Origin of the sequence: Streptomyces hygroscopicus, assembly GCF_026168105.1 — a bacterium.
Classification (GTDB): domain Bacteria; phylum Actinomycetota; class Actinomycetes; order Streptomycetales; family Streptomycetaceae; genus Streptomyces; species Streptomyces hygroscopicus_D.
In genome coordinates this window covers 62396-78983 of sequence record NZ_LBMW01000010.1, presented here as the reverse complement: position 1 = coordinate 78983, position 16588 = coordinate 62396, and the positions used below count along the sequence as shown (strand labels likewise).

Below are 16588 nucleotides of genomic sequence, written 5' to 3'. Positions count from 1 at the left end.
GTTTCAGGGGTGCGGATGCGGGTACGAGCGAGGTTCCCTAGCGTTGCAGTGGTCGATGTCTCCGTCTGGAGGGACCTGTGATGACCGTGCCCCGGATCCTGATCGTCGGTGGCGGATTCGCCGGGATGGAGACCGCGCGCAAGCTGGAGCGGATCCTCAAGCCCGACGAGGCGGCGCTGAAGCTCGTGACCCCCTACGACCATCAGCTCTATCTGCCCCTGCTGCCACATGTAGCGTCAGGGATCCTCACTCCGCAGTCGGTCGCGGTCTCGCTGCGTCGGCTGCTGCGCCGCACGGTCATCGTCCCCGGCGGGGCGGTCGGCGTCGACCCCGCCGCGAAGGCCGTGGTGGTACGGAAGATCAACGGCGAGACGACGGTCCAGCACTACGACTACCTCGTGCTGACGCCGGGCAGTGTGACACGGCAGTTCAACATCCCCGGAGTGGACGAGCACGCCGTGGGCATGAAGACGCTCGCGGAGGCCGCCTGGGTCCGCGACCACGTCATCTCCCAGCTCGACCTGTCGGCGGCCAGCTCCGACCGGGCCGAGCAGGAGACCCGGCTGCAGTTCGTGGTCGTGGGCGGGGGTTACGCCGGTACGGAGACCGCCGCCTATCTGCACCAGCTCACCAGCGCCGCGGTGAAGCGCTACCCGGGCCTGGACCCGGACCTCGTCAAGTGGCACCTCGTGGACATCGCGCCCAGGCTCATGCCGGAACTCGGCGAACGGCTCGGCGCGAAGGCCCTCGACATCCTCAAGCGGCGCGGTGTGAACGTGTCGCTCGGGGTGTCGGTCGCGGAGGCCGCGGCGGACACCGTCACCCTCACCGACGGCCGCAAGCTGCCCTGCCACACGCTGATCTGGACCGCGGGAGTCGCGGCGAGCCCGCTGATCGCCACGCTGGACGCCGAGACCAACCGGGGCAGGCTCGTCGTCCGGCCGGATCTGACCGTGCCGGGTCTGGACGGGGTCTTCGCCCTGGGGGACGCGGCCGCCGTGCCCGACCTGGCCAAGGGCGACGACGCGATCTGCCCGCCGACCGCCCAGCACGCGATGCGCCAGGGCTGGGCAGCGGCGAAGAACGTCGCGGCGGCGCTGCACGGTGCGCCGCTCACCGCCTATCACCACCGGGATCTGGGCCTCGTCGTAGACCTCGGCGGCATCCAGGCCGTGTCCAAGCCGGTGGGGATCGAGCTCACGGGCCTGCCCGCACAGGTCGTCGCCCGTGGGTACCACCTGGGGGCCCTGCGCACGGTTCCGGCCCGCCTGCGCACCCTCACGAACTGGACGCTCAACGCGGTGGCGGGTTACGACTTCGTGCGCACCGGCTTCCAGGCCGGCCGCCCTGCCACGCTCAAGGACTTCGAGCGGACCGACGCCTATCTCAGCCCGGACCTGATCGCCTCGCACACGGGAGCGGAGGCGAGGGGGCGCACGGACTGAGGGGACCGCACGCACTGACGGGACCGCGGGGAGGGCAACCGACCCTGCCTGGACCGCCGGGTTTGGCGCGACCGCCCCCGGCTACCCGCACCCCGTGACGACGACATCCCAGCAGGAGGTCTACCGCTTCCTGGAGGACCGCTTCGCCTGCGCGCAGGCCTGCACCGAATGTGCCCGGGCCTGCGCCCTGCGCGCGAGTCTCGCGGAACCGGACGGGCCCCACGACCAGGACGTTCTGCGGCGCACGGGCATCACATGCGCGGAGGTCTGCGACGCGACCTGCCGCGCGCTGTCCGACCAGAGCGGGCAGAAGGAGGCAGCCATCCGCGGCCAGGCGGAGTGGTGCCTGGCGGTGTGCCTGGAGAGCGCGCACGTCTTCGACCGGGATCCGGGCGGCGAGGAGGCCGCGCAGGCCTGCCGGGCCTGCGCCCGGGCCTGCGCCGACTTCGTGGTGACGCTGAGTTGACGACTTCGTGGTGACACCGAGCTGACGGGTTCGCGGGTGACGCCGTCGGCCGTGTGCGCGGTGACGCCGACGACGACTTCATGGCGGCGCGAGCCACCGGGCCGAAAACCACGGCCCGGGCGCGAGTGCCAACGCCGCCGGTGCACCGGCGCATGCACCGCCATTCCCAATTTCTGAAACACGTTCTACGGTGTGCGCCGTCAGGACCGTACCCGCCCTGGGGAATCTGGAGGCGCCGTGCATCTCGACCACACGCCCGAGCAGCAGCGGTTGCGCACCGAGTTGCGCCGCTACTTCGCCGAACTGGTGCCGGACCACGCCTACGCCCGCTACGCCGACCCCGCGTCGCAGAAGCGCTTCTACCGTGACACCATCCGCCGCCTCGGCAGCGACGGCTGGCTCGGCGTGGGCTGGCCGAAGGAGTACGGCGGGCGCGGGCTGACCCCCATGGAGCAGTTCATCTTCTTCGACGAGGCCGCCCAGGCGGGCGTACCGCTGCCGCTGATGGCGCTCAACACGGTCGGGCCGACGCTCATGCAGTTCGGCACCGACGAACAGAAGGCCTACTTCCTGCCGAAGATCCTCGCCGGTGAGATCGACTTCGCGATCGGCTACAGCGAACCGGACGCGGGCACCGACCTGGCATCCCTGAAGACGCGCGCGGTGCGGGACGACCGGGGCACCTCCCGCTCGGGCGAAGCCGGGAGCGGGGGAGAGTACGTCGTCAACGGTCAGAAGATCTGGACCACCAACGGCGACACGGCGGACTGGGTGTGGCTCGCCGTGCGCACCGACCCGAGCGCCCCGCCGCACAAGGGCATCACCATGCTGCTCGTGCCGACCTCCGACCCCGGCTACTCCTGCACCCTCATCCGCACCCTCGCCTCGCACGACACCACCGCCAGCTACTACGAGAACGTCCGCGTCCCGGTCTCCCGACGCGTCGGCGAGGAGAACCAGGGCTGGCGGCTGATCACCAACCAGCTCAACCACGAGCGCGTCACTCTCGCCGCGCACGGCACCATGGCGATCCGCGCCCTGCACGACGTGCAGCGCTGGGCCATGGAGACCAAGCTCGCCGACGGCCGCCGGGTGATCGACCTTCCGTGGGTGCGCCGGGGTCTCGCCCGGACGCACACCCGGCTGGACGCGATGAAGCTTCTCAACTGGCAGATGGTGAACGCCGTCCACGAGGGCACGCTCACCCCGCAGGACGCCTCCGCCGTCAAGGTCTACGGCTCCGAGGCCCGCCGTGACGCATACGCCTGCCTCATGGAGATCGTGGCGGCCACGGGCGCCCTGAAGGAGGGGTCGGCGGGCGCCGTGCTCCACGGCGAGCTGGAACGCGGCTACCGCTCGGCGGTGATCTTCACCTTCGGCGGCGGCAACAACGAGATCCAGCGCGAGATCATCTCCTGGATCGGCCTGGGGATGCCACGCGTGCGGAGGTGACCGGGTTGTGACCAGGATTTTTGGTTGCACTTAGAGATCATTTCATTTGGTGGTACCGGTAGCCTGGCCGCTGTTGATGGTCGAGCGCCTGGTGCTGGACGGGTTGTGGGAGTGTGGGGCAACGCCCCCGTCGGCGACCTCGGCCCGATCGACATCACCTACGGCTCCGACAGCGACAACCGGCAGGGCAAGTGGAGGGATGGTGGGTTTACTGCCACGCTGCCGCTGAACGATAAGGTCATGTTCTACCAAGTGTCCGCGCAGTTGCAGGGCTCCGGCGATATCCACTGCTCCGTGACCGTCGATGGCCACACGAAGTCCGGCCACGCGTCAGGCGGGTACAACATCTGCGACGCGCAGCTCAGCAGCGGCCTGCTCGGCGGCTGGGAGTAACGCAACCCTGCGAAGCCTCGCCGTTTTAGGGGGCTTCCCGCCCCGCACCATCCTTGGGGGGGGGACCATGGCCGATCAGCTTCCGCCACAGCCGAACACCCTGCCCCAGCTCACCGAACCTCCGGTCCTGCCCACACCCCCGGTACCGGGGAAGAGACGGCTCAGCCCACTCACAGCCGGCCTGCTCGGCCTGGCCGTCGGCGCGGGAATCGTCGGCGGCGTCTGGGAGGCCGAGAGTGGCCAGTTCGCTGGCAGTCTCGGTTAGTCGGACGCGGCAGGGCCCCGACCGGGTTCGGGCGGGGTCTTGGCTGACTGCCGCGACCCTCAAGAACTACCCCCGTCGCCCGCCCATGATGAAAGCCCGGGCGCCAGCCATTTAGCGTCCGGGTCCCTTTGTGCGAGCAGGAGCAGGCCCGTTACGGGGGGAAACGAGCCTGCTCCTGCACGTCGGCGCTCGCTACCTCCCCCAAGAGGGCGACCACCCTCGACCCTCGTGATCGGGTCACTCTCTCCTGCGCCCGCCCGCCCCGGAGTGTCACAGGCGGCGGCGGAACTTTTCGAGGCCAACACCTATGTGCGTACCGGCACTTGCCATCGTTACGAATCAGAGCGTTGCCTGCGCATGCCAGTCGTTAACGTGTCGCCCGCCAGTCCCTGGATACCCCGTTGGTGAACGGACATTGTCAGACCCAGGCGCAATGCTGCCCCCAACTCTGCGTGAAGGGAGGTGAGTAGCGATGTCGAAGAACCAGAAGGCGGCTGTCCTTATGGTCGCGGCCCTTGCCGGACAGGTGTACCTCGGGAAGGTCGCCAAGCAACAGGGCGCCGCGCTCGGCCTGTCCGTCACGGCCGTTAGCCTGATCGGCTACGCCATCGGCGCTGAGGGCGACACGCGACTCCCGAGCCGCAAGGCCAAGAGGCACAGACTCCGCATCTCCACATGCCCCATGACCAGCGGAGGCGGTAGTACTCCGTCGCCCAGCCCGCAGAGTCACGGCCTGCTCGCGGTGGCGATGCTCGCGATGACGGCCAGGTACCGCAGGCTGTAGAACCCGCGTGAGGCCGAGCCTCCGCCGCCTTCGGGCGGCGGGGGCTTCTTCGTATGTCTGGGTCCGGCCCGAAGCGCTCAGTCGAGGATCCCCAGCTTCGAGTCCGGGCGGCAGAACGCGTACGCCTCGAAGATCGGATCCCGGAGGGCAAGGCGGGCCTCCTGCTCGGCGATCGGGCGGGTCGTCCTCGGAGGCATTGTGCAGTCGCCGGTGTGGATTACCCCGCGGGGTGGTGTGCGCATCTGCTCGCAGACGAAGCCCGCCGGCCCCCGCTCGCTGCCAGCGGATACGGAAGGCGGGAGTGCCGCCGGACGCGGTTGTTGCGGTCCCTGCTCGGGGGCTGGCCGTCGTTCGAAGTGGGAGAGCGCCTCGCGTACGGCGTCGCGCTGGAGCCGCTAGTAAATGCCGACGATCTCATTGTCGGCTATCTGTTCTTCCGGATACGCCAGGATCGCCCGGAGGCGCGGCGCATCAGGTGGCAGCGCGGACGCCACGGCCAACTGGCCGAGCTGCGCTTACGAGGCATCCGGCTCGCCAGGTGAGCATTGCCGCACCATAGGCTCGGAGGGTGATTGAGACTATCGTGTTGGACATCGGCGAGACGATCACCCGCGACGACCGTTATTGGGCCTCGTGGGCCGACTGGCTGAAGGTTCCTCGCCACACCCTTTCGGCGCTCGTCGGGGCCGTCGTCGCCCAGGGCCATGACAACGCGGAAGCGCTTCGGCTCGCACGTCCTGGCATCGATGTCGCCGCTGAGTATCGCGCCCGCGAAGCCGCCGGCCGAGGCGAGCTGCTCGATGAGAGTGACCTCTACGACGACGTGCGACCGGCCTTGTCGGCACTGCGTCAGCAGGGAGTGCGCGTCATCATTGCCGGCAACCAGACGCGCCGCGCGGGTGAACTGATGCGCGACCGGGACCTACCTGCGGACCTGATTGTGACGTCGGAGGAGTGGGGCGTGGCGAAGCCGCAGCCGGAGTTCTTCCGGCGTGTGCTGGAGGTCGGTCAGGCAGGTCCGGAAGCCACCCTGTACGTAGGTGACCACCCGGCGAACGACGTGTTCCCGGCAAAGGCGGCCGGCCTGCGCGTGGCACACATCCGCCGCGGCCCGTGGGGGCATTTGTGGGCAGACGACCCGGAGGTGGTGGAGGTCGCGGACTGGCGGATCGACAGCCTCACCGAACTCGCATCGATCATCGCGGACTGACGACACTGAAACGGCCCCACCAGCCAGGGCTGTTAGGGCCGTTCGAGTACAGCTGTGTCGCGACGCGAGTACGGTTCAGGGTGGACGCCCTGAACTGGAGCCAGTATGCCCGCACGGACCGACAGCGGGGTAGGCCGCCGTATCGCCTACTACCGCGGCGTCGTCCGCCCGTCGATGACGCAGCAGCAACTTGCGGACGCGGCCTGCGTCGCGCTCGGCACCATCCGCAAGATCGAACGCGGCGAGCGAGGGGTCACCGACTCCACCCTGCAGGCCATCGCCGATGCGCTCGGCATCGACCCCAGCCTTCTGCGTGCCGACCGCGGCCCCGCCCACACTCGCGTGCGCGATGCGCTGCCCGCCCTCTCCGCTGCCCTCGCCACCTACGACCTTCCGGACGACGGCCCGGTCCGCTCCTTCCATGAGCTCCACAGGCCGCAGTGACACAGGCCGCTCGCTGGAGGCTCGCAGCCCAGTACACGCGGATCGCCCACAAGCTCCCTGAACTGCTCGCCGAACTTGCCTGCGCCTACCACGCAGCCCTCGGCGAGCAGCGGGCCGAAGTGGCTGGACTTCTGGTGAAGGCCTACCGCTGCGCCGACGCCGTCGCCTACAAGTTCGGTGCCCATGACCTATCCGCGCGCCTGATCGAACTCATGCGGTGGGCCGTCCCCGAGGTCGGCGATCCGCTGCTCTCCGCGTCCGTCGCCTACGTCCGCACTGAGACCTTCTTCGCCGCCCGCGCCCACGCGGCCGGATTGCGCACACTGGAACAGGCGTTGGATGCCGCCCCGGCCCCGGCCACAGCGCGAGAGATCGCAGCGAAGGGCGCGCTCCACATGAGGGCTGCCGTCATCGCGGGCCGGGCCCGTGACGCCTCCGCCACAGTCACCCACCTCAATGAGGCAAGTGCCCTCGCCGACAGGGTGCACGAGGACGTCTACTGCGGCACCGCGTTCGGCCCTGACTCGGTGCGTATCCACGAAGTCTCCGTCGCCGTCAGCCTCGGGGGCGAACATGTCGGCCGCGCCCTCGACGTCGCCAGCGAGTGGAAACCGCCCAAAGATCTTCCGGCTGAGCGCCGCAGCGGTTTCTACATCGAGCTCGCCCGGGCCCAGCTCTGGTCGGGCTTCGCTGACGACGCCTTCGAGTCGCTGAAGGTTGCCCGCAATATAGCCCCGCAGCACACCCGCGAACACCCGTGGGTGCGTGAAGACGCTGCCAAGCTCCGCCGCATCAGACGTGCTGACGTCGAGAGTCTCACCAACTTCGCGGAGTGGTGCGCCGCTACCTGAGCGCCCTGCCCCAACTGCCCCTTGCCGGGGTACTTGTGACCCTTCCATGCCCCCACCATCTGTTACATGCGTAGGAACCAGCAGATGGGATTCGGGGATGCCTGACACACTCCCACTCGCGCCGACGGTCATCGACGGATGCGTGAGCATCGTCCGACTGCACGGTGAGATCTGCTTCGACTGCGGGGCCGTCAGCAAGACCCTGCGCGCGGCTGGGCATGTGGCGGTCCGCGGCAGCGCCTGCGTGTGGCAGACCGTCACATGCGGATGCCGTAGCCAGGCGACCGCCGCGTGAACGCACGTGGATCAGCCGACCCCGGCGACCGCGGTCACGGCCCCGGGGTCACGGCCAACGCTCAAACCGGTGAAGGAGCGTCGACATGACGAACACTACGGCCGCGGAACGGCTCAGGGTCAATACGACCCCGGCACGGCCCAGGGTGAAGATGAGCATTCGCGTCTACAGGGTGGTCGACGACGGCACGATCACCGAGGACCGCGGCACCGTCACGAGCATCGACTACGGCGAGAAGCAGCTACCGAAGGAGAGTGGCTTCCCGCCGTGCACCTGCCCTCGCTGCCGGGCCGGGCAGGCGGTGATGCAGTGACCAGCATGGTGGAGGCCGGCAGCCAGACGGAGGCGCCGGACATCGAGACGATGCGCGAGACGGTGAACCGTCTGCTCGAGCCGGACGCCGTCCCCGAGGCACTGCCACCCGCCGCTGATGAACTCGGCACTCTCACCCTCCTGCTCCGCGAGCACCTGGACCTGCTCATGCCGCAGGTTGAGCAGCGCGCGAAGCGGCTCCCGAAGGACAGCGTCACACGCTTCTGCGCGTTCGCCTGCCTGGGCGAGGCGCGCGACAGGCTCAGAGCCACGCCGAGCTCGGCACCCGGCGGAGACGTCGCCTACGGCCGCCGTCTGGCCCGCGTCCTGAACGCCCTGTGCGACCACTACGAGAACGTCAGCGCCGGTCACCAGGGGGCCGGACAGTGAGCTCTCCCGACGTCGATGAGCCAGAACCGACCCAGAACCTTGAAAGCCGGTTCCTGGAGCACGCTACGGCCTGCTTGTCGTGCAGGTTCATTATGTGAGTCCGCCAGGCGGCTACGAGTGCTGGCTCAGCAGGCCATCGACTGATCTACGCCACGCCGGCGGTAGGGGCCCATGGCGGCCGCTTCGGGTCAGGGCTGCACCAAGACCCCCGTCTCACCGGGATCCGCAAGACCTGGCGAGGCGGGCCAGCCCGTCCCGTCGGATGTTCCGCAAGACGTCCGCCGGGACGGGTTCCAGACCGCCTCTCCGTGAGGGTGGGAACGCTCTTGGCGGTCTCATAGCGGCGGATCGTCTTGTTATCGCGTCCGCCGTATTCGGCGAATTCGACTCGGCTCAGGCGGGCTTCGGAGCGGGCGATGCGAATGCGCTCCCCGATGTCCCGGCGGCGGGTTGAGACCCAGGCGGGCATGGGATCGAGTGGCATGCGAACACGTTGTACGAATTAAGATCTCATGTCCTTACCTGGCTGGGTAAAAGTGCGAGGCTCGATCGCGCAATCACTCGTCAGCGGCGTGATCTCATAGCACCCGCCCCGTCGCGGAGGGTTGATGGGCGTACCGGGCAAGGTCACACTGACCAGGTGGACGCGGATCCGGGGTTCTTCGGGCCCTCCTCGGTGACCTGGCAGATGCACGGCGACCCCATGATGTGGGTCGCCGGGATTCGCGCGCTCTACCTTCAGGCCCTCCACCCGCCCACCGTGCGCGGCGTCGTGCAGAACTCCGACTTCCGGCGCGACGCCTGGGGACGGCTGATGCGTACCGCCAACTTCGTCGGGACGACGACGTACGGGACCACCGAGGCCGCGGAGCGGGCAGGCAGCCGGGTGCGGAAGATCCACAGCATGCTCGGCGTGACGGACCCGGACACGGGGGAGCGGTACGGTGTCGACGAGCCCCGGCTGCTGCTGTGGGTGCACTGCGCCGAGATCGACTCCTATCTCCAAGTGCTGCGCCGCTCGGGCTTCCCGCTCACCGACGCGCAGGCCGACCGGTACATCCGCGAAAACCGGGTCGCCGCCGCTCTCGTGGGGCTCGAGCCGGACCGAGTTCCCTGTGATCAGGACGAGTTGGCAGCGTACTTCGAGAAGGTGCGGCCGGAGCTCGCCGCCGGGCCCGAGGCGCGCGAGGTGGACGACTTTCTGCAACGCCCCCCGGTCCACCCGCTGCTTCTCCCGGCGCGCGCCCTGCTGTGGCGGCGCGTGGCGAACCTGGCGTACGCCGCCCTGCCCCCGTACGCCCACGAGTTGTTCGGCAGACCGGCCCCGAGGCCCCCGGCGGTGACCCGGCGCCTGCGTGCCACCGGCATCATTCTGCGCTGCGTTCCCGCACGTCTGCGCTGGCAACTGCCGCCCAAACACATCCTCCGCGCCATGGACAGGCTCGGCCCCGGAGCGCGCCCTGCACCGTACAAAGTCGGCAGATAACTCGCCATACTGGACGAGCCAGGGGAGGGGCGGGGCCGGGACGGGGGCGATCGCGGGCGATGGCGGACACCAGGCTGATCAAGGACCGGTACCGGCTGCTCGACCTGATCGGGCGCGGCGGCATGGGCGAGGTGTGGCGCGCGCGGGACGAGTCGCTGGGCAGACGGGTCGCCGTGAAGTGCCTCAAACCGCTGGACCCGAACCACGACCAGTTGTTCGCGCGGGTCCTGCGGGAGCGGTTCCGGCGCGAGGCACGCGTGGCCGCCGCCCTCCAGCACCCCGGGGTCACCGTCGTGCACGACTTCGGCGAGTCCGACGAACTGCTGTACCTCGTCATGGAGTTGCTGGAGGGACGCAACCTCAGCCAGCTCCTGGAGGACAACGAGCACCACCCGCTGCCCGTCCCCGACGTCGTCGACATCGCCGAGCAGGTCGCCGCGGCACTCGCCTACACCCATCGGCAGGGCATCGTGCACCGCGATCTGAAGCCCGCCAACATCGTGCGGGCCGGCGACGGCACGGTGAAGATCTGCGACTTCGGCATCGCCCGCCTCGGCCACGGCATCGGCTTCACGGCGCGGCTGACCGGCACCGGGATCGCGATGGGCACCCCGCACTACATGTCACCGGAGCAGATAGGCGGCGAGCCCGTCGACCGGCGCAGCGATCTGTACTCGCTGGGGTGCGTGCTCTACGAGCTCGCCACCGGCGTCCCGCCGTTCGACCGCGACGACGCCTGGGCGATCCTCCTCGGACACCGCGACACCCCGCCCGATCCGCCGCGCGGCCACCGCGGCGATCTGCCCGGGTACTTGGAGCGCATCATCCTGGACCTCCTGGCCAAGCGCCCCGAGGACCGCCCGCACGACGCGCGTGAACTCGGCCGCCGGATCGCCGAGGGCCGCGCCCCGCGCGCGTACGAGCCCATGCTGGTCCCGCCCACGCCTGTTCACCGGCCGCCGTCCCGTGAACCCCGGCTGCCCTCCTGGACCCGCTCCATGACCGCCGGTCACAGGGCGGCCGGCGGACTGGGCACCACCCCGCCGGACCACGCGGCCTGCCCCACCGCCGAGTGGACCGGCCGCCCAGCCACGGGCCGCCAGCCCGAACCCGCACCCGCCGAACGGTCCGCTCCGCCACCGGAGGTGGCCGGCGACCTGGCCGGCCGGCACGACACGGGACTCGGCCTGGGCCGGCTCGGCCGCTGGACGGAGGCGCGCCGGGTGCACCGCGCGGTCGCCGCCGAGCGTGAGTACCTCCTCGGCCCCGACCATCCCGACACGCTGGCCAGCCGGTACGAGGTCGCCGTCACGCTCAGCCGCACCGGCCGCACCGCCGACGCCCTGCGCGAGTACACGCATGTCGCCCGGGCCCGGGAACGGGTGCTCGGCCCGGACCATCCCGACACCCTGGCCGCCCGCCAGGAAACGGCCTACGTCCTCGGTCAGCTGGGCCGCCACTTCGAGGCACACCAGGTGTACACGGCGGTGCTCGCCGCCCGGGAGCGCACCATGGGCCCCGACCATCCCGACACGCTGCGCTGCCACCACAACCTCGCCTTCAGCCTCAGCCGGCTGGGGCGACCGGAGGACTCGTACCGGGTGGCGCAGGAGGTGGCCCGGGCGCGCGCCCGGGTGCTCGGCGCCACGCACCCCGACACCCTGGTCACGCGGTACGAAGTCGCCTATGCGCTCGGTCAGTTGGGGCGCTGGCCCGAGGCGCTGCAGGCATATCGGGAAGTGGCCGTGGCACGGGCCCGTGCGCTGGGTCCCGACCACCCGGACACTCTGGCGGCCCGCCACGAGGCCGGGATCAGCCTGGGGCGGCTCGGCCGCACCGCGCAGGCCCTCGCGTGCTACCGCGAGCTGGTCGACGACCGCACCCGTGTCCAGGGCGCGGCGCATCCCGAGACTCTCCGCGCCCGCCACGGCCTCGGCGTCAATCTGGGGCGCCTCGGCCGCTGGGAGGAAGCCCTCGCGGAGTCCCGTGAGGTGTGCGCCCTGCGTGAACACGTGCTGGGGCCCGATCACCCCGACACCCTGGTGAGCCGTCGCGAGGTCGCCGTCGGCCTCGGCTGGCTCGGCCGCTGGGCGGACGCCCTCGTGGACTACCGCCGTGTGGCGGCCGCCCGGGAGCGGGTGCTCGGCGCAGGTCACCCCGACACGCTCGCCAGCCGCAACGACGAGGCCCACTGCCTGGAGCAGCTGGGCCGTGCCCAGGAAGCGGTGGAGCTGTACCGGTCGGTGGCGGTGTCCCACCGGGAGAGGGCGGCGGGTGGATCATGAGCCGCGGTCGACCGGCCCGGCTCTGGCCGATCCGGATCACCGCGTGCTACGAAGAGGCATGCCTGCACACGAGGGATACGACGCCGTGATCGTCGGCGGCGGCCACAACGGTCTCGTGGCCGCCGCCTATCTGGCCAGGGCCGGCCGGTCCGTGCTGGTCCTGGAGCGACTGGACCACACCGGAGGGGCGGCGGTGTCCACCCGCCCGTTCGCCGGGGTCGACGCGCGGCTGTCGCGGTACTCCTACCTGGTCAGCCTGCTGCCCCGGAAGATCGTGCGCGATCTGGGGCTGGACTTCCGGGTGCGGGCGCGCACCGTGTCCTCGTACACCCCCGTCGAGCGTGACGGACGCCCCACCGGGCTCCTCGTCGGCGGCGGCGAGCGGCGCACCCGGGAGGCGTTCGCGCGGCTCACCGGGTCCGACCGGGAGTACGAGGCCTGGCAGCGCTTCTACGCAATGACCGGGCGCCTCGCCCAGCGGGTGTTCCCCACGCTCACCGGGCCCCTGCCCACCCGTGACGAACTGCGCCGTCGCGTCGACGACGAGGTGGCGTGGCGGGTGCTGTTCGAGGAGCCGATCGGTGCCGCCGTCGAGGAGTACTTCGCCGACGACCTGGTCCGCGGTGTCGTCCTCACGGACGCGCTCATCGGCACCTTCGCCGACGCCCATGACGCCTCGCTGCGGCAGAATCGTTGCTTCCTCTACCACGTCATCGGCGGCGGCACGGGCGCCTGGGACGTCCCGGTCGGCGGCATGGGCGCGCTCACCGACGCGCTGGCGGGCGCCGCGCGTGCCGCCGGAGCGGTGATCGCCACGGGACGCGAGGTGGTACGGATCGAGACCGACGGGCGCACTGCCGAAGTGACCCACCGGGGTGAGGACGGCGAGGCGACCGTCTCCGCCCGGCACGTCCTGGTGAACGCCTCCCCCCAGGAGCTGGCCAGGCTCACCGGCGACACCCCGCCCGGCCCGGCCGAGGGCGCCCAGCTCAAGGTGAACATGCTGCTGACCCGGCTGCCCGCGCTGCGCGACACCGCCGTCGACCCGCGTGAGGCCTTCTCGGGGACCTTCCACATCGCCGAGGGGTACGCACAGCTGGCCGCCGCCCACGCCCAGGCGGCCGGGGGCTCGCTGCCGGCCGCGCCGCCCTCGGAGATCTACTGCCACTCCCTCACCGACCCGACCATCCTCGGTCCCGACCTCGTCGAGAAGGGCTATCAGACCCTCACCCTCTTCGGTCTGCACACTCCCGCGCGGCTGTTCGAGCACGACAACGACGGCGTCAGGGAGGAGGCGCTGGAGTCGACGTTGGCGCAGCTGAACACCCACCTCGCCGAGCCCGTCGAGGACTGCCTGGCCACGGACGCGGACGGGCGTCCCTGCATCGAGGCGAAGACCCCGCTCGACCTGGAGCGCGATCTGCGGCTGCCCGGCGGCAACATCTTCCACCGCGAGCTGGCCTGGCCGTACGAACAGGAAGGCACCGGCCGCTGGGGCGTGGAGACACGGCACGCGAACGTCCTGCTGTGCGGGGCGGGCGCGGTACGCGGCGGCGGCGTGAGCGGGGTACCGGGGCACAACGCGGCGATGGCGGTGCTCGAGGACCTTGGGGAGTCTGCCGGCCGCTGACCAACCTCTCCGTCCCCGGTTGCCTCCGGGGTACCTGCTCGGGCGTCTCCCCCGGACGGTCGCGGACAGGTGAAGTGATCTGACGATGTATCAGAAACAGTCTTCCTTCCTCCCGGCCGCTGCGGCATCCTGCGCCCATGCAGACGGAGCTGAGCAAGCAACTGGGAGTCGAGCACGCCCTCTTCGGCTTCACGCCGTTTCCCGCCGTGGCCGCGGCCATCAGCCGGGCCGGCGGATTCGGTGTGCTCGGCGCGGTCCGCTACACCGCCCCCGACGACCTCCGGCGCGACCTCGACTGGCTCGAGGCGCACGCCGACGGCACCCCCTACGGCCTGGATGTCGTCATGCCCGCGAGGAAGGCGGAGGCCCCGACGAATCACACCGTGACGGAGGCCGACGTCGAAGCGATGATCCCGGAAGGGCACCGGCAGTTCGTCAAGGACACCCTCGCCAAGTACGGGGTGCCCGAACTCGCCGAGGGCGAGGAGTCCGGATGGCGGATCACCGGCTGGATGGAGCAGGTCGCCCGCACCCAGCTCGACGTCGCCTTCGACCACCCGATCAAACTGCTCGCCAACGCGCTCGGCCCCCCGCCCCCCGACGTCGTCCGACGCGCCCACGACCAGGGCGTCCTGGTGGCCGCGTTGGCAGGCAGCGCCCGGCACGCGCGCAAGCACAAGGAGGCGGGCATCGACATCGTCGTCGCCCAGGGGTACGAGGCCGGCGGCCACACCGGGGAGATCTCCTCCATGGTGCTGACCCCCGAAGTCGTCGACGCCGTCGACCCGTTGCCCGTACTGGCCGCCGGCGGTATCGGCGGCGGACAGCAGGTGGCCGCCGCGCTCGCGCTCGGCGCCCAGGGCGTCTGGCTCGGCTCGCTCTGGCTGACCACCACGGAGGCCGAACTTCCGTCGCCCGCACTCGTCCGCAAGCTGCTCGCCGCCGGATCGGGGGACACGGTCCGCTCCCGGGCGCTGACCGGCAAACCGGCCCGGCAGCTGCGTACCGAGTGGACCGACGTCTGGGACGACCCGAACGGCCCGGGCGCCCTCCCCATGCCCCTGCAGGGCCTGCTCGTCGCCGAGGCGGTCACCCGCATCCAGAAGTACGAGGTGGGGCCGCTGCTCGGCACACCCGTCGGCCAGATCGTCGGCCGTATGAACAGCGAGCGCAGCGTGCAGGCCGTCGTCGACGACCTCACCCGGGGCTTCGAGAGGGCCGTCGACCGCATCAACCGGATCGCCGGAAGGAGCCAGCAGTGAGCCGGAGCGCCAACGGATTCTGGGCCCAGGCAGCGGGGGACCCCGAGCGCACGGTCCTCGTCGCCCCGGACGGGCAGGAGTGGACCGCCGGAGGGCTGCTCGGCACGGCCAACCAGCTGGTGCACGGACTGCGCGCCGCAGGTCTTCAACGCGGGGACTCCTTCGCGGTCTTGCTGCCCAACGGAGTCGAGTTCCTCACCGCCTACCTGGCCGCCAGCCAGGCCGGCCTGTATCTCGTACCCGTCAACCACCACCTCGTCGGACCCGAGATCGCCTGGATCGTGGCCGACTCCGGTGCCAAGGTGCTCATCGCGCACGAGCGGTTCGCGGACGCGGCACGCGGCGCCGCCGACGAGGCGGGGATGCCCGCTGCGGCACGGTACGCCGTCGGAGCGGTCGAGGGCTTCCGTCCGTACGCCGAACTCCTCGCCGGACAGCCCGAGTCGACGCCCGACGAGCGCACCCTCGGCTGGGTCATGAACTACACCTCGGGCACCACGGGCCGCCCGCGCGGCATCCGCCGCCCGCTGCCCGGCAAACCGCCCGAGGAGGCGTACCTGGGCGGCTTCCTCGGCATCTTCGGAATCGAACCGTACGACGACAACGTCCACCTCGTCTGCTCACCGCTCTACCACACGGCGGTGCTCCAGTTCGCGGGCGCGTCCCTGCACATCGGGCACCGGCTGGTCCTGATGGACAAGTGGGCGCCCGAGGAGATGCTCCGGCTCATCGACGCCCACGAGTGCACCCACACGCACATGGTGCCGACCCAGTTCCATCGGCTCCTCGCGCTCCCCGAGGAGGTGCGGACGCGTTACGACGTCTCCTCCATGCGGCACGCCATTCACGGCGCCGCCCCCTGCCCCGACCACGTGAAGCGGGCGATGATCGAGTGGTGGGGCGACTGCGTGGAGGAGTACTACGCGGCCAGTGAGGGCGGCGGTGCCTTCGCCACCGCCGAGGACTGGCTGAAGAAGCCCGGCACGGTCGGCAGGGCGTGGCCCATCAGCGAACTCGCCGTCTTCGACGACGACGGCAACCGGCTGCCTCCCGGTGAACTGGGCACCGTATACATGAAGATGAGCACGGGCGGATTCGCGTACCACAAGGACGAGGCCAAGACACGCAAGAACCGCATCGGCGACTTCTTCACCGTCGGCGACCTGGGATGTCTCGACGAGGACGGCTTTCTCTTCCTGCGCGACCGTAAGATCGACCTGATCATCTCCGGCGGGGTCAACATCTACCCCGCGGAGATCGAGGCCGCCCTGCTCAGCCACCCCGCCGTTGCCGACGCGGCCGCCTTCGGCATCCCGCACGAGGACTGGGGCGAGGAGGTGAAGGCGGTCGTCGAACCCGCTCCCGGCCATGAGCCCGGCCCGGCACTCGCCGCCGACATCCTCGACCACTGCACCCGGCAACTGGCCGGCTACAAGCGGCCCAGGAGCGTCGACTTCATCGGGACGATGCCGCGTGACCCGAACGGCAAGCTGTACAAACGGCGGCTGCGCGACCCGTACTGGGAGGGCCGTACCCGCCCGGTGTGAGCCGGGCAGCGCACGCAACGGGCCGGGAGCCGTTTTCGCTCCGAAGGCGGCCCGGACTTGACCGCCCTTGC

General features: G+C 70.5%; 17 protein-coding genes and 1 pseudogene. 17 read left to right on the top strand and 1 reads right to left on the bottom strand.

Annotation, left to right across the window (positions count from 1 at the left end):
• The first annotated feature begins 80 nt into the window (after positions 1-80).
• The 6 genes from AAW14_RS12905 to AAW14_RS12880 all read left to right on the top strand — a co-directional run bounded on the left by AAW14_RS12905 (position 81) and on the right by AAW14_RS12880 (position 4805).
• Positions 81-1445 (top strand): NAD(P)/FAD-dependent oxidoreductase, encoded by a 1365-nt coding sequence (locus AAW14_RS12905; RefSeq protein ID WP_265563325.1) that lies wholly within the window; start codon positions 81-83, stop codon positions 1443-1445.
• Between the two features lie 94 nt (positions 1446-1539).
• A complete protein-coding gene (locus AAW14_RS12900) occupies positions 1540-1911 on the top strand; it encodes a ferredoxin (RefSeq protein WP_265563323.1) in 372 nt (123 codons plus the stop codon).
• 237 nt (positions 1912-2148) lie between these two features.
• Entirely contained in the window at positions 2149-3363 is a 1215-nt protein-coding gene (locus AAW14_RS12895; protein ID WP_265563320.1) for an acyl-CoA dehydrogenase family protein, read from the top strand.
• Between the two features lie 24 nt (positions 3364-3387).
• Positions 3388-3756 (top strand): hypothetical protein, encoded by a 369-nt coding sequence (locus AAW14_RS12890; protein WP_265563319.1) that lies wholly within the window; start codon positions 3388-3390, stop codon positions 3754-3756.
• 67 nt (positions 3757-3823) lie between these two features.
• A complete protein-coding gene (locus AAW14_RS12885; protein ID WP_265563317.1) occupies positions 3824-4021 on the top strand; it encodes a hypothetical protein in 198 nt (65 codons plus the stop codon).
• A 472-nt stretch (positions 4022-4493) separates the two neighbouring features.
• Positions 4494-4805 carry a hypothetical protein gene (locus tag AAW14_RS12880; RefSeq protein ID WP_265563315.1) on the top strand — a complete coding sequence of 104 codons (312 nt, stop codon included), beginning with the start codon at positions 4494-4496 and terminating at the stop codon, positions 4803-4805.
• 77 nt (positions 4806-4882) lie between these two features.
• On the opposite strand, the gene AAW14_RS12875 is transcribed toward AAW14_RS12880, so the two are convergent.
• Entirely contained in the window at positions 4883-5002 is a 120-nt protein-coding gene (locus AAW14_RS12875) for a DUF6233 domain-containing protein (protein ID WP_265563313.1), read from the bottom strand.
• 15 nt (positions 5003-5017) lie between these two features.
• Here AAW14_RS12875 and AAW14_RS12870 point away from each other — a divergent pair, with 15 nt between their 5' ends.
• The 11 genes and pseudogenes from AAW14_RS12870 to AAW14_RS12820 all read left to right on the top strand — a co-directional run bounded on the left by AAW14_RS12870 (position 5018) and on the right by AAW14_RS12820 (position 16517).
• Positions 5018-5347, top strand: a complete 330-nt coding sequence (locus AAW14_RS12870; protein ID WP_265563311.1) for a hypothetical protein — start codon at positions 5018-5020, stop codon at positions 5345-5347.
• A 26-nt stretch (positions 5348-5373) separates the two neighbouring features.
• Positions 5374-6015 (top strand): HAD family hydrolase, encoded by a 642-nt coding sequence (locus AAW14_RS12865; RefSeq protein WP_265563309.1) that lies wholly within the window; start codon positions 5374-5376, stop codon positions 6013-6015.
• 105 nt (positions 6016-6120) lie between these two features.
• Positions 6121-7310 (top strand): annotated as a pseudogene (locus tag AAW14_RS12860) (helix-turn-helix domain-containing protein).
• A 97-nt stretch (positions 7311-7407) separates the two neighbouring features.
• Positions 7408-7605 (top strand): hypothetical protein, encoded by a 198-nt coding sequence (locus AAW14_RS12855; RefSeq protein ID WP_265563306.1) that lies wholly within the window; start codon positions 7408-7410, stop codon positions 7603-7605.
• A gap of 85 nt (positions 7606-7690) precedes the next feature.
• Positions 7691-7918 (top strand): hypothetical protein, encoded by a 228-nt coding sequence (locus AAW14_RS12850; protein ID WP_265563304.1) that lies wholly within the window; start codon positions 7691-7693, stop codon positions 7916-7918.
• Between the two features lie 5 nt (positions 7919-7923).
• Complete coding sequence (locus AAW14_RS12845; RefSeq protein ID WP_265563503.1) at positions 7924-8307, top strand: DUF6415 family natural product biosynthesis protein; 384 nt, start codon at positions 7924-7926, stop codon at positions 8305-8307.
• Positions 8308-8995: 688 nt separating this feature from the next.
• Complete coding sequence (locus tag AAW14_RS12840) at positions 8996-9793, top strand: oxygenase MpaB family protein (RefSeq protein ID WP_265563502.1); 798 nt, start codon at positions 8996-8998, stop codon at positions 9791-9793.
• Positions 9794-9852: 59 nt separating this feature from the next.
• Positions 9853-12078, top strand: coding sequence for a serine/threonine-protein kinase (locus AAW14_RS12835; RefSeq protein ID WP_265563302.1), 2226 nt, complete (start codon positions 9853-9855; stop codon positions 12076-12078).
• A 58-nt stretch (positions 12079-12136) separates the two neighbouring features.
• Positions 12137-13708, top strand: a complete 1572-nt coding sequence (locus tag AAW14_RS12830; RefSeq protein ID WP_265563300.1) for a phytoene desaturase family protein — start codon at positions 12137-12139, stop codon at positions 13706-13708.
• 137 nt (positions 13709-13845) lie between these two features.
• The gene (locus tag AAW14_RS12825) at positions 13846-14970 is read left to right on the top strand and encodes a nitronate monooxygenase (protein WP_265563297.1); all 1125 of its coding nucleotides are present in this window, start codon (positions 13846-13848) and stop codon (positions 14968-14970) included.
• Positions 14967-16517, top strand: coding sequence for an acyl-CoA synthetase (locus AAW14_RS12820; protein WP_265563295.1), 1551 nt, complete (start codon positions 14967-14969; stop codon positions 16515-16517). The genes AAW14_RS12825 and AAW14_RS12820 overlap by 4 nt, the downstream gene beginning before the upstream one ends.
• Positions 16518-16588: the final 71 nt, after the last annotated feature.

Excerpts from the sequence above, each read along its gene's own strand:
- AAW14_RS12840 (WP_265563502.1), top strand. The coding sequence starts at position 8,996 with ATGCACGGCGACCCCATGATGTGGGTCGCCGGGATTCGCGCGCTCTAC.
- AAW14_RS12855 (WP_265563306.1), top strand. The coding sequence starts at position 7,408 with ATGCCTGACACACTCCCACTCGCGCCGACGGTCATCGACGGATGCGTG.
- AAW14_RS12875 (WP_265563313.1), bottom strand. The coding sequence starts at position 5,002 with ATGCCTCCGAGGACGACCCGCCCGATCGCCGAGCAGGAGGCCCGCCTT.
- AAW14_RS12880 (WP_265563315.1), top strand. The coding sequence starts at position 4,494 with ATGTCGAAGAACCAGAAGGCGGCTGTCCTTATGGTCGCGGCCCTTGCC.
- AAW14_RS12850 (WP_265563304.1), top strand. The coding sequence starts at position 7,691 with ATGACGAACACTACGGCCGCGGAACGGCTCAGGGTCAATACGACCCCG.
- AAW14_RS12830 (WP_265563300.1), top strand. The coding sequence starts at position 12,137 with ATGCCTGCACACGAGGGATACGACGCCGTGATCGTCGGCGGCGGCCAC.
- AAW14_RS12845 (WP_265563503.1), top strand. The coding sequence starts at position 7,924 with ATGGTGGAGGCCGGCAGCCAGACGGAGGCGCCGGACATCGAGACGATG.
- AAW14_RS12885 (WP_265563317.1), top strand. The coding sequence starts at position 3,824 with ATGGCCGATCAGCTTCCGCCACAGCCGAACACCCTGCCCCAGCTCACC.
- AAW14_RS12825 (WP_265563297.1), top strand. The coding sequence starts at position 13,846 with ATGCAGACGGAGCTGAGCAAGCAACTGGGAGTCGAGCACGCCCTCTTC.
- AAW14_RS12905 (WP_265563325.1), top strand. The coding sequence starts at position 81 with ATGACCGTGCCCCGGATCCTGATCGTCGGTGGCGGATTCGCCGGGATG.
- AAW14_RS12835 (WP_265563302.1), top strand. The coding sequence starts at position 9,853 with ATGGCGGACACCAGGCTGATCAAGGACCGGTACCGGCTGCTCGACCTG.